The sequence below is a fragment of the Vibrio mediterranei genome, assembly GCF_013364395.1.
GTDB lineage: Bacteria > Pseudomonadota > Gammaproteobacteria > Enterobacterales > Vibrionaceae > Vibrio > Vibrio mediterranei.
The window spans coordinates 731,776-746,097 of sequence record NZ_JABXGK010000001.1 but is presented as its reverse complement, the minus strand read 5'-3'; the positions used below and the strand labels follow the sequence as shown (position 1 = coordinate 746,097).

The following is a 14,322-nucleotide window of genomic DNA, read 5'->3' as shown; positions in this document are numbered from 1 at the left end:
TTAATCCGGTCAGCAGAAATCATAACGAGGATTCAAAATGAAAGTACTTAAAGATATCGCCATCAGCTCTATTATCACTACTGTCGTAATGCTAGTACTCAATGCTTCTTGGGATTGGGTGTTCATCGCAAGCCTTGAAGTGGCAGTATACGCATCGGTGGTGTTAACCGGCATGCTTAAAGGTGCTATCTCGCTTGAAAAAGTTATGGCGTCGTACTTTCTTAAGCACAAAACTCTACCAAAGCTCAAACGTGGTATTTCGTCTTACATTATCTTAGTGGGCTCGAAGTTTCTCGCCATGGGCATTATCGCTATGCTGTTCGGTCAGCATGTAGCCTTTACAGGTGCATTTGGTGGCGTTGTCGCGTTCTTCGCTATTATCTTTGCCGTGCTGGGCTTGGAAGGCGTCGTAGCAAAACTCGGCAGCAAAGCTAGACTAGCTTAAAGAAGTTTTTGATACTCAGAAATGCAAAAAACCTCGCTAAAAAGCGAGGTTCTTTTGAAAGTAAAAAGCCCCGCTATGAAAGCGAGGCTTTTTGAAAAATGGTCGGTGAAGAGGGATTCGATGGGACTGGCCATCCAGCCCCTGACCCGCATGGGTTCTTCTCCACTACTAAAATTATGCTTAGAAAGTAAAAAGCCCCGCTTTGAAAGCGAGGCTTTTTGAAAGTGGTCGGTGAAGAGGGATTCGAACCCCCGACCCTCTGGTCCCAAACCAGATGCGCTACCAAGCTGCGCTATTCACCGAGATTGTTGTCTTGAGTTTTGCTCAACAACGGATGCGTATATTAATGATAAATTCATTTGAAGCAAGGCTTTTATAACAACTTTCTTTGCATTTGAGTTTGATTGCTCATCATATCGCCAGAAGCACGAAAAATGTGACCAAATACACACAGTGACATACAGGTTATTAACACTCAAAGTACAATTGATCCAGATCAGTGTTCATTTTAACACCAAAAGTTAACTTATCCCTGTCGTCAATACTTTGGAGGAAACATGGACTTTTGGCTTGATCTCCTATTTGGTAATGCAGTGGGCTTATCTTCAATGCTAGTTATCTTTGCAGCGCTGGGCTTGATGCTGTTTTACGGTGGTTTCTTCATCTACAAAGTAATGAATGACAAATCTCCTCACTAGAATCGCTTAGCTTCTATTTCGAATAGAAAACCGCTATGCACCGGAGTGGATCGCCTGTTCACTCCGGTTTTTTATTGCTCTCACCTATTGCTAATATTCGTATATACTCCAGTTAAAATGGCTTATCCGAGATGAAGTTATGTCTCAAGACGATGATCTGGATCTATTCCAACAGATGATGGGCGATGTGAAGCCGATTCACAGCGACACCGTTGAACTTAAAAAGACCCACCAAGTGTCTGACGCGCATTTGGCCAAGCGAGAAGCAGCACTCTGGCTTTCTGAGCAAGACCCTGAGTACCTTTCAATTGATTACGCTCCGATGATCAAACCAGACGACTTAATTGAGTTTAAGCGTGATGGCATGCAGGAAGGTGTTTACCGCAAACTGAGACTGGGTAAGTATCCGCTGCAAGCAAAACTCGACTTACACCGGAGAACGCTTAAAGAAGCACGCGATGAAGTGGTGAAGTTTCTGCAACAGTGTATGCGTATGGACATCCGCACTGTGCTTATTGTACATGGGCGCGGCGAACGCTCTAACCCACCAGCATTAATGAAGAGTTATCTTGCACATTGGCTAACTCAGATAAAAGATGTTCAGTGCGTTCATAGTGCGCAGCGGTTCCATGGAGGAAGTGGTGCGGTCTACGTTATGCTAAGAAAGAGCCAAGAAAAGAAGCTTGAGAATCGAGAGCGTCATCAAAAACGTACGAGTTAAGTGACTTACCGCTCAGTTGAGTATAAAATACGCGACCTTAATTTTGTGTCTGACCAATATAGAGTGAATACTGCGCATGCCTAACGCTGCTGAAGGAAAACGCCTTAACAAATACATTAGTGAAACTGGCTTTTGTTCTCGTCGTGAAGCTGACAAGCTGATCGAACAACAACGTGTCACTATTAATGGCAAAATTCCTGAGATGGGAACCAAAGTGTTGTCAGGAGACAATGTTGAAATCGACGGTAAACCAGTTCGCAGCAAAGAGAAACCAGTCTATATTGCGTTGAACAAACCAACGGGTATCACATGTACAACCGAACGTGATGTTCCGGGCAACATCGTTGATTTCGTTGGCCATCACAAACGTATCTTCCCAATTGGTCGACTAGATAAACCGTCCGATGGTCTTATCTTTTTGACTAACGATGGCGACATCGTTAACAAGATTCTCCGTGCGGGTAACAATCACGAGAAAGAGTATGTAGTACGTGTCGACAAACCTGTAACTCGTGATTTCTTGAAAAAGATGGGCTCAGGTGTTGCGATTCTGGACACAGTAACTCTGCCTTGTCGTGTCGAGCAGGAAACCAAATTTTCTTTCCGTATTACCCTAACTCAAGGGTTAAACCGTCAAATTCGCCGTATGTGTGAAGCACTGGGTTTCGAAGTGTTAAAACTTCGCCGAGTCCGCATTATGAACATCTCTATTGATGGAATTCCCAATGGCAAATGGCGCTACTTAACTGATCAGGAAGTGGCTGAGATTCACCGCCTTTGTGAAGGTTCAGTGAGTACGGAAGAAGCATCACGCAAAGATGCTAAAGGTCGTCATATCACTAAGGCTACCGATGCTAAGCTGCATGACGCTCGAGCAGAAGCAAAGCGTGAAAAAATGAAAACCTTCTCAGGACACGGTGCAGATGAGTTTCGTCGTAGCCCGAATAAAAACAAACGTCACAAGCAAGAGCAAGGACGTTCAGATAAGGCTCGTAATCACCACGGTAAGACGCAAAACCGTAAACCGGTCGCTGCTAAACCAGATTCATCTAAGCCAAGTAAGCCGAGAACGCGCGTTGGCGGTACCCTATCTCTCAAGAAATAGTCAGTGTAAATGAGGCCTGCTTAGGCCTCACATAAATTGACAAACTTCGCTCGCGTTAGCATCGCCAAATCACTCGGTGCTAACTCAATCTCCAAACCTCTTTTTCCAGCACTGACGCACATTTGCACTCTCGCTTCCGCTGAGATATGAATAAAGGTCGGTAACAACTTCTTTTGACCAAGAGGGCTGATGCCCCCCAACACATAACCCGTGGTTTTTTGTGCGATATCTTTATCTGCCATCTCTGCTTTTTTCCCACCAGCCGCCTTTGCTGCGAGTTTTAGGTTTAGCTTTTCTTCAACAGGTATCACCGCTACAGCGAGGTTTTTCGGTTCTCCATTAATGGCGAACAGTAGAGTTTTAAATACGGATTCAGGATCTTGTCCTAACGCTTCGACCGCCTCTAAACCATAACTTTCATGCCTTGGGTCATGGTCATATTGATGAACGGTATGAGTGATTTTTTTCTTTTTGGCAAGGTTAATAGCCGGTGTCATAACGTATCCTTGGTAGTCGCTACCGTTAACGTCGACTCTTGAGATTAGAGTCGTCAATATAGAAAAGCGGCGCCGAATGGCGCCGCTCTATTTTATCTACTAAACCGGAATAAAAGTCTAGTTCTTATAGATGATTTCGCCTTTAGGCTGATACTTGTTCACATCGATTGGGCTGTTTGCTTCTAGGTACTCTTTAAGTACTTCCGCATCCACAAAACCAGTGTTTACGTGACCAGGGTGACCTGTAAGCTTCGGATAACCGTCACCACCAGCTGCGTTAAAGCTTGGTACAGTGAAACGGTATGTTGCTTTAGGGTCTAGAGGCTTACCATTGATAACAACATTCGATACTGCATCTTTACCCACTGTCATTGAAATGCCAGCGAATTGAGCGTAAGCACCAGAATCTACAGGTTTCGTTGCTACTACGTTCAAGTAATCGACAACTTCAGCACCTGTCATATCGGTGTAAGTAATAATGTTGCCAAATGGCTGTACGATAAGTACATCTTTGTAAGTCACATCACCTTCAGCGATAGAGTCACGTACACCACCAGAGTTCATGACGGCAAAGTCAGCTTTAGCACGTTCCATGTGAGCCGTACCAATTAGACGACCTAGGTTAGTTTGCTGGAAGCGAACAACATTACGGTCACCCTCTAGCTTGCCGTTCGTTTCGGCAATTTTCGCACCTAGTTGCTCTTGGCCTTTTTCCTGGAATGGCGTTAAGAATGCCACCATTTCTGCATCTTTCTTGATTTCATCTTCAACAAGAACACGTTGCTTCTTGCCATCGATCTTAACTTTCTTCTTAAGGTTTACAGGGATAAGGTCATAGCTGACCATATCTAGCTCACCATTTTTGAACTCGTAGTCGGCACGGCCAACGTACTTACCCCACTCGTACGCTTGCACAATCCAAGTGCCGTTTTGGATGTCAGGCTTACATTCATCACTTGGCTTGAAGTTCTTCTTAACGACGTTAGGACCTTCCATACAAACCGGCTCTTGTGAGTGACCACCCACAATCATGTCTAAGTCGCCTTCATCAAGGTAACGAGCAAGCGCAACATCACCTGGGGCGTTTACACCACGCTTACCATTTTCGTAGTGACCCATGTGGGTAACTGCGAAAATTAGATCAGGTTTCTCTGTCTCTTTTAGCTCAGCGATCAGTTTCTTTGCTTCTACTTTCGGATCGCGGAACTCGATACCACCGATGTACTCAGGGTTACCGATCTTCGCTGTGTCTTCCGTTGTTAGACCAATAACAGCGATCTTAATGCCCTGCTTGTTGAAAATGTGGTATGCATCAAACAGGCGTTCACCTGTTTTCTTGTCATAAATGTTTGCAGACAGCATTGGGAAGTTAGCCCACTCTTTTTGCTTAAATAGCACTTCTAGCGGGTTGTCGAATTCATGGTTACCAAGTGCCATAGCATCGTAACCAATCATGCTCATACCTTTAAAGTCAGGCTCAGCATCTTGTAAGTCAGACTCTGGAACCCCAGTGTTGATATCACCGCCAGATAGAAGCAGTACGCTGCCACCATCCGCTTCAACGTCAGCACGAATTTGGTCAATCAGCGTCTTACGCGCTGCCATACCGTACTCACCATATTTGTTTTCCCAGAAGCGACCGTGGTGATCGTTAGTATGAAGAATAGTGAGCTTATAAGTCTCATCAGCATTCCATTCTTGCTCTGGTTGGGTTGCGCATCCTGCTAGTGACGCGATGATAGCCGCACTTAGTACGGACTTAAACATAAGGCTTTTTTTCATTTTCATACCTTTGAATTTTGGGGATCCACTGCCTATAGCGTTGTATAAACGCCACACATTTGCCGATTTGTAACGAATAGACATAAAGAGAAACATCGACAAAATATGCGATAGTTTAAATTAACCCTACGAACATAACATTCTCATTTCACTTTTATGTAATCTATGTCACAAGTTGCTGAGTATCAGGTTATAAACTCATCAGAATAAATTTGTGATTCTACATAAGGTTAATTAAAGCACTGATGTATGGCGAGGGATTCAGCTGTTACGAGATTGTAATTCTGAGAAGAAACGATTGCTCAACATATTTAGTGAACATAAAAAAGAAGCCAGTCTAAATGACTGGCTTCTATATCAGAAATAAGCACGCTTATTTAATGTCGATGTGCTCAAAACCTTTGATAAGATCATCCAACGCTTTCATTTGCGCTAAGAATGGTTCTAGCTTATCTAAAGGCAGTGCTGACGGACCGTCACATAGTGCTTTATCTGGATTCGGGTGCGCTTCAATAAATAGACCCGCAATTCCCGTCGCAAGTCCCGCTTTTGCAAGCTCGACCGTTTGTTCACGACGACCACCAGATGCCGCACCCGATGGATCACGCATTTGTAGTGAGTGCGTCACATCGAAAATGATTGGGCTACCGTTAGAAGCTTTTTTCATCACGCCAAAGCCAAGCATGTCGACCACAAGGTTATCGTAACCATGACATGAGCCACGTTCACAAAGAATGATTTTATCGTTACCACACTCAGCGAACTTATCAACAATGTTACCTACTTGTCCAGGGCTCATAAACTGAGGCTTCTTAACGTTGATAACCGCATTTGTTTTTGCCATCGCTTCAACAAGGTCAGTCTGACGAGCTAAGAAGGCTGGTAGCTGAATAACATCTACCACGTCAGCAACAGGTTGTGCTTGCTCTTCTGTATGAACATCCGTAATGATTTTCACGCCAAAGGTGTCTTTTAGCTCTTGGAAAATCTTCATGCCTTCTTCAAGGCCAGGGCCACGATAAGAATGCACTGAGCTACGGTTCGCTTTATCAAACGACGCTTTAAATACGTATGGAATACCTAGCTTTTCTGTCACCTTCACATAGTGCTCACAGATTTGCATCGCTAAATCACGTGATTCCAGCACATTCATTCCAGCAAAAAGCGTGAACGGCTTATCATTTGCTACCGGGATATCGCCTACGTGTACCGTTTTCATTTCCATGTTTGTTATCTCAATATTTAGTGAAGAGTGACAGGTGAGCGACTGATCGCCGAAACCTGCGTTTTCAGTAATTCTATTGCCGGATCATCTGGGCACTGATCGATGAAATACTGAAAATCAGTTGCCGCGATTTGATGACAATCCAGTTGTTGATAAATATAGCCTCTATCCCGAATCTCATAAGGGTCATCGGGAACAAAAGTCAAAGCCAGATCGGTACATTGCAATGCAAGCGTGTACTTCTCTTCTCGCAATAGTGCGCTTTTAAGTAAAGCTAGCCAGCGACCAATTACCGTTGGGTTATCAACTGTCGCTAAATGTTTTGCCTCTAACTTCACCAACGGACCATCGTTGCCAATTAGCCAAGCGTGTAGACGCTTCTTGCTAACATATTCCCCATCGTAAGGGTTGATGTAGCTGGGTGCTTCATTTGGCCAACAGACTTTAATCAAAAACTGCGTTGGAAATGTTACAGCTTCTAATGGAAGACCGAGCTTTCTCCCTAAGTAAAGCAAGATAGCTCCTAGACTAACCGGTATGCCTTTGCGTCGCTCAAGGACTTTATCGATAAACGCATTTTCAGAGGAAAAATACGCATCATGGTCCCCACTAAACTGCCACTCGGTGTAAAACAGTCTTAACAGCGAGTCTAGGCGCTGCTTATCATCGCGCAAATGGAACAATTGCTGCTCAGCTTCTTCCAATAAACGAGCTAGCTCTAACTCCGCCCAATGATCTTGAGTATTTGGATCCACCGCTTTGTTTAAGATCAGTGCTCCTTCAACCAACTCAATAGCATCAAAATCTTCGTCAAACAGTTCAATCATTGCTTACCCCATAAGGAATGGCGTTTTCAGCATGGCAATCTTAGCTGCCATCATTAACCATCCCAATGCGCCTAAAAACGCACATGTTCTTAATAAGTTGTTCTTTGCTAATTTAATCGTGAAAAACGCCAACGCAAAATAAGCCATAATGCAGGTGACTTTTTCGGTCATCCACGGCGCTGCAGCCGTAAATGGGACAAAACCTGTGATTGCAATCAAACCAAAGCCTGATAGCAACAGTAGTGAATCATTAATGTGAGGGAAGCGCTTCAAAAACGGATGATTCACCTTCGGGGAGTTAGCGACCAGTAAGCCAAATCGTACTGATAGCAACACCACTGATATGGCGATGGTCATCAAGTGAAAATGCTTTAATCCTTCATACATGCTGCTTCTCTCTTTCTCTTTATTGTATTTCTGTTATGGGTTCCATTGCCCAAGAGTCACACGATCATTGCCGGCGTAATCTTGTTCAGTGACTACATGACAAAAGCCATTGTTTACCAAGATTTCTCTTACAGCTTGCCCTTGCTCAAAGCCATGCTCAAACAACAGCCAGCCGCCCTCAAGCAAATGAGTGGGCGCTTTAGCCGTGATGGTCTCAATATCCGCCAGCCCATTATTCTCAGCGACTAATGCCGTTGATGGTTCAAATCGAACATCACCTTGAGATAGATGGGGATCATTTTCGTCAATGTAAGGGGGATTGGAAACAATTACGCTAAATTTGTGCACAAGATCGACAGGTTCGAACCAACTTCCCTGGGCAAACTGACAATTGGTAATATTGAGTTTTGTCGCGTTGCTTCGAGCGACCTCTACCGCTTCCGTTTGAAAATCAACTCCCATTACTGAGCGTGTTTTCAGCTCTGAAGCCAGTGCCAACGCGATTGCTCCGGTGCCCGTACCTAAGTCTAAAATATCACCATCATTCACAAGGGCCTTATCAAGTGCGAGCTCAACTAAGCGTTCTGTATCAGGTCTTGGGATTAGCGTGCTTGGAGCGACATTTAAAGGCAGCGACCAAAACTCTCGTTCACCAAGAATATACGCTACGGGTTCGCCTGCGATACGACGATTTAACAACGCCTCGAACTGCTCTGCTTCATTAGACGTTAATGCTTTTTCAGGCCAGGTAAGTAGATAACTACGCGGTTTTTCAAGAACATGACACAGCAGGACCGCCGCATCTAATGAAGGTGATTCGCTACCAGACCCAGAAAGAACAAGCGATGCTCGTTTGAGCACCGCTTCAATAGACATATCCAATGACATGGATTAGTTGTGCTCCGCTAGAGCCGCAAGTTGGTCAGCTTGGTGTTCTTGCAGTACCGGATCAACAAGAGACTGCAAGTCACCTTCCATGACCTCAGACAGACGATATAACGTCAAGTTGATGCGATGGTCTGATACACGACCTTGTGGGTAGTTATAAGTACGAATACGGTCACTACGATCACCTGAACCCAATAGGTTACGACGGGTATCGGACACTTCAGCGGCACGCTTTGCTTCTTCTGCGGCAATAATACGCGCGGCAAGAACAGACATCGCTTTCGCTTTGTTCTTATGTTGAGAACGCTCGTCTTGACACTCAACCACAGTCCCTGTTGGTAAGTGAGTAATACGAATAGCTGAGTCAGTAGTGTTAACGTGCTGACCACCAGCGCCTGATGCACGGAACGTATCGATTTTAAGATCAGCCGCTTTGATCTCTGGGATCTCTGCTTCAGGAATTTCAGCCATAACCGCAACAGTACATGCTGAAGTGTGAACACGACCTTGAGATTCTGTTGCTGGAACTCGTTGAACACGGTGGCCGCCAGATTCAAACTTAAGCACGCCATAAGCACCATCACCAGACACTTTAGCGATCATTTCTTTATAGCCGCCTTGCTCTGATTCATTTGAGCTCATCACTTCGATACGCCAGCCTTTCTTCTCCGCGTATTTGCTGTACATACGGAATAAGTCACCTGCGAAAATACCTGCTTCATCACCACCTGCACCAGCGCGGATTTCTAAGAAGCAGTTACGCTCATCGTTTGGATCTTTCGGTAGAAGAAGTACCTGCAGTTCATCCGCAAGACGCTCAATAGTCGCCTTCGCTTCTTTGATTTCTTCTTGCGCCATTTCACGCATTTCTGCGTCATCTTCGTTTGCCATATCTTCAGCCGCTTCAAGATCTTCTTGTGCTTGCTGATAGGCTTGGAAACACTTGGTCACTTCTTCAAGTTGCGAGTACTCTCTTGAAAGAGCGCGGAATTTGTCTTGGTCTCCAATGATTTCTGGATCGCCAAGTAGATGCTGAACTTCTTCATATCGTTCAACAAGAGTTTCCAATTTAACTAAAATGGAGGCTTTCATAATTGCAGTCTTTTCTCAGGGTAAGGCTTATTTAGTTTGGTCTAAACCCAAACTTTGTCGGATGACCATCAGTTTAGCAGGATCTCCCTGCTCAGCGGCATCTTGTAGCGCTTTTGTCGGCGCATGAATAAGCTTGTTTGTTAATTTATTACTCAGCTCTAGCAGAACTTTCTCAGGGTCTCCCCCTGCTGCTAACGCTTGTAAACTTTTTGACAGTATATCTTGTCGGGTGTCATTTGCGTGTTTTCGGTATTGTCTGATGCTATCAACCGCTTGCAGTGAACGCATCCATGTCATGAATTGCGCACTTTCTTCACTCACAATCGCTTCTGCTTGAATCGCTTCGACTTTACGTTGCTCAATATTGCTATCGACGATAGATTGCAAATCATCAACCGTATATAGATACGCGTCACTCAACTCGCCCACTTGCGATTCAATATCTCGTGGGACGGCGATGTCGATAAGCAGCATAGGTTGATAGCGACGTTGTTTTATCGCTGATTCAACCATCCCTTTGCCTATAATAGGCAGTGGGCTCGCAGTTGAGCTAATGACAATATCCGCTTTAGGTAGTACATCAGGTATTTCATTAAGTGCAATAACTTGTGCGCCAAACTGACTCGCTAATATTTCCGCTCGCTCTTTGGTTCGGTTAGCCACAATCATGTTCTTGCAACCGTGACCTTCCAAATGCTTGGCCACCAGTTCAATGGTTTCGCCTGCACCAACTAAAAGCACCGTTGAGTCAGCAATTGATTCGAAGATTTGTCGAGCTAGGGTACAAGCCGCGTAAGCGACAGAAACGGCACTACCACCAATTTCGGTTTCAGTACGCACTCGCTTAGCAACAGAGAACGTCTTTTGAAAGAGTTTCTCAATGCCGCCCTCTACAGATTGATGCTCGCGGGCATCACTGTAGGCTTGCTTTACTTGTCCAAGTATTTGTGGTTCACCAAGGACGAGTGAATCTAAACCACATGAAACGCGCATCAGGTGTTTTATTGCCGCTTGTTCTTCATAAACATACAGAGAAGGCTTCAACTCTTCTGCTGCTACATCGTGGAAACGAACAAGCCAGTCTATTAATTGTGATTTGTTGGAATCTCCAGTATCACAGTAAATTTCGGTGCGGTTACACGTCGACAGAATCACAGAGCCATTAACTTTGGTATTTTCTCTTAGCTCATTCAGGGCTCTGTTGAGTTTTTCAGGTGGAAACGCCACCTTCTCCCTCAGATCCACTGACGCCGTATTGTGGTTTATACCAATAGCAAGCAATGACATGTAACGCGAATTCTCTGATACAGATTTGACAAATAGGCCAGAATTTTACTTGATGGCACCATTTATTGAAAGTCTCTTACCAATATGTTTTCCTGAGTTTGTGGGATTGATGCTATAGTCTCTCAATATTGTATTGAATTTGCACAATAAACCATCACGTAAGTTGTTTCCTATGTACAAACTCCATCGACGTCTTTTTTATTTTTTTACGGCATTATTTCTGTTTGGGTGCAGTAGTTTGCCTCCAGAGCCAGAAAGTGTTGAATGGCAAGCACATAAAACCGAGCTTGAGTCTCTTACTCAATATACGGCCAATGGCAAACTCGGTTATATTTCCCCAGACCAGCGCCAAACTCTCAACTTTCATTGGAGTCATTCCGATAATTTCACCCAAGTCCGTCTGACTACCTTTCTTGGCCAAACCGTGTTTAATCTTACTTCAACACCAAACGGTTCTTTTATCGAAACGTATGATGGACAAAAATTGTCAGGGAAAGATGTGAATGCGCTCATTGAGCAATTAACCGGGCTAGATATCCCAATCGAACAATTGAGCGATTGGCTGATTGGCCTACCGGCGACTGCCGATACCTATAAGCTAAACCAATTTAATACCGTCGGCAGTTTACAAAAACGTATTGCCAGTAAAACCTGGAACCTTGATTACAATGAGTACCGCAGCTTTACACTTGAAGGCACAGAGCATTCATTGCCCATGCCGACTAGGATGCAATTAGTGCAAGGCGATACCAAACTCAATCTTGTCGTTTCAAAATGGACAGTAACACAGTGACCCAGCATAAAATGATCACCGACACTACTTCGTGGCCTAGCCCTGCCAAACTCAACCTGTTTTTATACATCACTGGTCGTCAATCTAATGGCTACCATGAATTGCAAACCTTGTTTCAATTCATTGATTTATGCGATGAATTGACTATTACCGCCAATACCAGTGGTCAAATTACTCTATCCCCAGATATTAAAGGTGTCGCCACCGAAGATAACCTAATCTGGAAAGCAGCATCGGCGCTTCAAAACCGAGCTAAATGTACTTATGGTGCTCATATAGAGCTTAACAAGATTCTTCCCATGGGTGGCGGGATTGGTGGTGGTTCATCCAATGCGGCTACCGCACTAGTAGCATTGAACTTTCTTTGGCAAACCCGACTGACAACGGATGAGCTAGCGGAAATAGGTTTGGCATTAGGTGCTGATGTGCCTGTGTTCGTTCGCGGCTTCGCAGCTTTCGCTGAAGGTGTCGGCGAAAAACTGTCTGAAGCTACCCCTAAAGAACAGTATTACCTAGTTATTAAACCTGAAGTTAGTATTGCTACCGTCGATATATTCACACATCCTGATTTAACCAGAAACACGCCAAAGCGAGCATTATCAATGCTTTTGGACTCACCTTACGTAAACGATTGCGAAAAAATTGTCCGAATGCTGTATCCAGAGGTTGATAACCAACTTTCATGGCTGCTACAATACGCGCCGTCAAGATTGACGGGGACTGGATCTTGCGTATTTTCTGAATTTAACAACGAGGAAGAGGCAGAAAAAGTCCTTGAAATGCTTCCTGACAATGTCTCCGCTTTTGTAGCAAAAGGATGCAATCGCTCTCCTTTACTAGAGACTTTGGCTAAGTATGAATTAGCCCTATTACAATCTGTTTAAACTGGACGCAACCCTGAGGTTTCCACCGTGCCTGATATGAAGCTATTTGCTGGTAACGCTACACCTGAACTAGCCCAACGTATTGCTGATCGTCTATACATCTCTCTAGGAGATGCTACTGTTGACCGTTTCTCTGATGGCGAAGTCGCTGTTCAAATCAATGAAAACGTTCGTGGTAGCGATGTATTCATCATTCAGTCAACATGTGCGCCAACTAACGACAACCTAATGGAGTTAGTGGTAATGATTGATGCAATGCGCCGCGCTTCAGCAGGCCGTATTACTGCTGTTATTCCTTACTTTGGTTATGCTCGTCAAGACCGTCGTGTACGCTCTGCTCGTGTGCCAATCACTGCAAAAGTTGTTGCAGACTTCCTGTCTAACGTTGGTGTTGACCGCGTTCTTACTATCGACCTACACGCAGAGCAAATTCAAGGCTTCTTCGATGTACCTGTAGATAACATCTTCGGTACTCCAGTGCTTCTTGAAGATATGGCTGACCGTGGTCTAGAAGATCCTGTTGTTGTTTCTCCAGACCTTGGTGGTGTTGTCCGAGCTCGTGCAACAGCGAAAGCACTAGGTGATATCGACATCGCGATCGTAGATAAGCGTCGTCCACGTGCTAACGTTTCTGAAGTAATGAACCTAATCGGCGACGTTGAAGGTCGTGACTGTGTTATCGTTGATGACATGATCGACACTGGCGGTACGCTATGTAAAGCAGCAGAAGCGCTTAAAGAGCGTGGTGCTAAGCGTGTATTCGCATACGCAACTCACGCAGTATTCTCTGGTAACGCAGCGAAGAACATCAAAAACTCGGTTCTAGACCAAGTTATCGTGACTGACTCAATTACGCTTTCTAAAGAAATGGCTGCAACAGGTAAAGTAACGCAACTTACTCTATCTAGCATGCTTGCAGAAGCTATTCGTCGCATCAGCAACGAAGAGTCAATCTCAGCAATGTTTACTAGCAAGTAACATTCGCACCTAATTTGAAAAAACCACTTCCTTATGAAGTGGTTTTTTTGTCTTCGCGTTTTTTGTACAGATTTAGTGTGCTATCATACCGCGCTTTTGAGATTCAAGAGAGATCTTAACGTTGACTCAGCAGATAAAATTGCTTGTAGGCCTTGCTAACCCAGGTCCTGAATATGTGAGAACTCGTCACAATGCAGGTGCATGGGTGGTAGAGGAACTTGCTCGTATCCACAATGTTACGCTAAAAAACGAAGCTAAGTTCTTCGGTCTCACTGGAAGAATTTTAGTGAACGGCAGTGATTTAAGACTGTTAATTCCAACCACATTCATGAACTTATCTGGCAAGGCCATCGCAGCCTTAGCAAAGTTCTACCAGATAAAACCTGAAGAGATCATGGTCGCTCACGATGAGCTAGACTTACCTCCAGGCGTTGCAAAGTTCAAGAAAGGCGGCGGTCACGGTGGTCATAATGGTTTGAAAGATACCATTAGCAAGCTGGGCAACAACAAAGAATTCTATCGTCTTCGGATTGGCATTGGTCATCCGGGGCACAAAGACAAAGTGGCGGGTTATGTCCTTGGAAAAGCGCCAGCAAAAGAGCAAGAATGCCTTGATGCTGTCGTTGACGAATCTGTCCGTAGTTTAGACATCTTACTAAAAGATGGACTAACAAAAGCACAAAATCGCTTACACACCTTCAAAGCTGAATAAG

Annotated in this window: 15 protein-coding genes, 1 tRNA gene and 1 pseudogene; 8 read left to right on the top strand and 9 right to left on the bottom strand. The window is 44.5% G+C overall.

The window, feature by feature from the left end:
* Positions 1 to 37 precede the first annotated feature (37 nt).
* The gene (locus tag HOP38_RS03705; protein ID WP_006074295.1) at positions 38 to 445 is read left to right on the top strand and encodes a hypothetical protein; all 408 of its coding nucleotides are present in this window, start codon (positions 38 to 40) and stop codon (positions 443 to 445) included.
* A gap of 225 nt (positions 446 to 670) precedes the next feature.
* Here HOP38_RS03705 and HOP38_RS03700 read toward each other — a convergent pair.
* A tRNA-Pro gene (locus tag HOP38_RS03700) sits at positions 671 to 747 on the bottom strand.
* 255 nt (positions 748 to 1,002) lie between these two features.
* Here HOP38_RS03700 and HOP38_RS03695 point away from each other — a divergent pair.
* From HOP38_RS03695 to rluF, 3 genes and pseudogenes are all read left to right on the top strand, one after another.
* Positions 1,003 to 1,143 carry a DUF3149 domain-containing protein gene (locus HOP38_RS03695; RefSeq protein WP_038229728.1) on the top strand — a complete coding sequence of 47 codons (141 nt, stop codon included), beginning with the start codon at positions 1,003 to 1,005 and terminating at the stop codon, positions 1,141 to 1,143.
* A 139-nt stretch (positions 1,144 to 1,282) separates the two neighbouring features.
* Positions 1,283 to 1,864, top strand: coding sequence for a DNA endonuclease SmrA (smrA, locus tag HOP38_RS03690; protein WP_006075558.1), 582 nt, complete (start codon positions 1,283 to 1,285; stop codon positions 1,862 to 1,864).
* Between the two features lie 76 nt (positions 1,865 to 1,940).
* Positions 1,941 to 2,807: pseudogene (gene rluF / locus HOP38_RS03685) on the top strand (23S rRNA pseudouridine(2604) synthase RluF); the annotation flags it as partial.
* A gap of 182 nt (positions 2,808 to 2,989) precedes the next feature.
* On the opposite strand, the gene ybaK reads toward rluF, so the two are convergent.
* From ybaK to hemA, 8 genes are all read right to left on the bottom strand, one after another.
* The gene (ybaK, locus tag HOP38_RS03680; RefSeq protein WP_006075556.1) at positions 2,990 to 3,466 is read right to left on the bottom strand and encodes a Cys-tRNA(Pro) deacylase; all 477 of its coding nucleotides are present in this window, start codon (positions 3,464 to 3,466) and stop codon (positions 2,990 to 2,992) included.
* 117 nt (positions 3,467 to 3,583) lie between these two features.
* Entirely contained in the window at positions 3,584 to 5,248 is a 1,665-nt protein-coding gene (gene ushA / locus HOP38_RS03675) for a bifunctional UDP-sugar hydrolase/5'-nucleotidase UshA (protein ID WP_038223381.1), read from the bottom strand.
* 373 nt (positions 5,249 to 5,621) lie between these two features.
* The gene (kdsA, locus tag HOP38_RS03670; protein WP_096993838.1) at positions 5,622 to 6,473 is read right to left on the bottom strand and encodes a 3-deoxy-8-phosphooctulonate synthase; all 852 of its coding nucleotides are present in this window, start codon (positions 6,471 to 6,473) and stop codon (positions 5,622 to 5,624) included.
* A 17-nt stretch (positions 6,474 to 6,490) separates the two neighbouring features.
* Positions 6,491 to 7,300, bottom strand: coding sequence for a SirB1 family protein (locus tag HOP38_RS03665; RefSeq protein WP_006075552.1), 810 nt, complete (start codon positions 7,298 to 7,300; stop codon positions 6,491 to 6,493).
* Positions 7,301 to 7,303: 3 nt separating this feature from the next.
* Entirely contained in the window at positions 7,304 to 7,687 is a 384-nt protein-coding gene (locus HOP38_RS03660; RefSeq protein WP_006075551.1) for a SirB2 family protein, read from the bottom strand.
* A 33-nt stretch (positions 7,688 to 7,720) separates the two neighbouring features.
* The gene (gene prmC / locus HOP38_RS03655; RefSeq protein ID WP_198558244.1) at positions 7,721 to 8,569 is read right to left on the bottom strand and encodes a peptide chain release factor N(5)-glutamine methyltransferase; all 849 of its coding nucleotides are present in this window, start codon (positions 8,567 to 8,569) and stop codon (positions 7,721 to 7,723) included.
* 9 nt (positions 8,570 to 8,578) lie between these two features.
* On the bottom strand, positions 8,579 to 9,667 hold the full coding sequence (gene prfA, locus HOP38_RS03650; RefSeq protein ID WP_038229716.1) for a peptide chain release factor 1: 1,089 nt from the start codon (positions 9,665 to 9,667) through the stop codon (positions 8,579 to 8,581).
* A 27-nt stretch (positions 9,668 to 9,694) separates the two neighbouring features.
* The gene (hemA, locus tag HOP38_RS03645) at positions 9,695 to 10,954 is read right to left on the bottom strand and encodes a glutamyl-tRNA reductase (RefSeq protein WP_198557432.1); all 1,260 of its coding nucleotides are present in this window, start codon (positions 10,952 to 10,954) and stop codon (positions 9,695 to 9,697) included.
* 172 nt (positions 10,955 to 11,126) lie between these two features.
* Here hemA and lolB point away from each other — a divergent pair, with 172 nt between their 5' ends.
* The 4 genes from lolB to pth all read left to right on the top strand — a co-directional run bounded on the left by lolB (position 11,127) and on the right by pth (position 14,321).
* On the top strand, positions 11,127 to 11,747 hold the full coding sequence (lolB, locus tag HOP38_RS03640; RefSeq protein WP_198557431.1) for a lipoprotein insertase outer membrane protein LolB: 621 nt from the start codon (positions 11,127 to 11,129) through the stop codon (positions 11,745 to 11,747).
* Between the two features lie 11 nt (positions 11,748 to 11,758).
* Entirely contained in the window at positions 11,759 to 12,631 is an 873-nt protein-coding gene (ispE, locus tag HOP38_RS03635) for a 4-(cytidine 5'-diphospho)-2-C-methyl-D-erythritol kinase (protein WP_198558243.1), read from the top strand.
* Positions 12,632 to 12,658: 27 nt separating this feature from the next.
* On the top strand, positions 12,659 to 13,609 hold the full coding sequence (locus HOP38_RS03630) for a ribose-phosphate pyrophosphokinase (RefSeq protein WP_031495558.1): 951 nt from the start codon (positions 12,659 to 12,661) through the stop codon (positions 13,607 to 13,609).
* A 121-nt stretch (positions 13,610 to 13,730) separates the two neighbouring features.
* Positions 13,731 to 14,321, top strand: coding sequence for an aminoacyl-tRNA hydrolase (pth, locus tag HOP38_RS03625; RefSeq protein ID WP_038229709.1), 591 nt, complete (start codon positions 13,731 to 13,733; stop codon positions 14,319 to 14,321).
* The last annotated feature ends 1 nt before the right edge of the window (position 14,322 follow it).

What these genes read in the sequence shown, in the direction of transcription:
- ispE (WP_198558243.1), top strand. Translation starts at nt 11,759, where the DNA reads ATGATCACCGACACTACTTCGTGGCCTAGCCCTGCCAAACTCAACCTG.
- ushA (WP_038223381.1), bottom strand. Translation starts at nt 5,248, where the DNA reads ATGAAAAAAAGCCTTATGTTTAAGTCCGTACTAAGTGCGGCTATCATC.
- hemA (WP_198557432.1), bottom strand. Translation starts at nt 10,954, where the DNA reads ATGTCATTGCTTGCTATTGGTATAAACCACAATACGGCGTCAGTGGAT.
- HOP38_RS03705 (WP_006074295.1), top strand. Translation starts at nt 38, where the DNA reads ATGAAAGTACTTAAAGATATCGCCATCAGCTCTATTATCACTACTGTC.
- kdsA (WP_096993838.1), bottom strand. Translation starts at nt 6,473, where the DNA reads ATGGAAATGAAAACGGTACACGTAGGCGATATCCCGGTAGCAAATGAT.
- HOP38_RS03660 (WP_006075551.1), bottom strand. Translation starts at nt 7,687, where the DNA reads ATGTATGAAGGATTAAAGCATTTTCACTTGATGACCATCGCCATATCA.
- HOP38_RS03665 (WP_006075552.1), bottom strand. Translation starts at nt 7,300, where the DNA reads ATGATTGAACTGTTTGACGAAGATTTTGATGCTATTGAGTTGGTTGAA.
- lolB (WP_198557431.1), top strand. Translation starts at nt 11,127, where the DNA reads ATGTACAAACTCCATCGACGTCTTTTTTATTTTTTTACGGCATTATTT.
- smrA (WP_006075558.1), top strand. Translation starts at nt 1,283, where the DNA reads ATGTCTCAAGACGATGATCTGGATCTATTCCAACAGATGATGGGCGAT.
- HOP38_RS03695 (WP_038229728.1), top strand. Translation starts at nt 1,003, where the DNA reads ATGGACTTTTGGCTTGATCTCCTATTTGGTAATGCAGTGGGCTTATCT.
- prfA (WP_038229716.1), bottom strand. Translation starts at nt 9,667, where the DNA reads ATGAAAGCCTCCATTTTAGTTAAATTGGAAACTCTTGTTGAACGATAT.
- ybaK (WP_006075556.1), bottom strand. Translation starts at nt 3,466, where the DNA reads ATGACACCGGCTATTAACCTTGCCAAAAAGAAAAAAATCACTCATACC.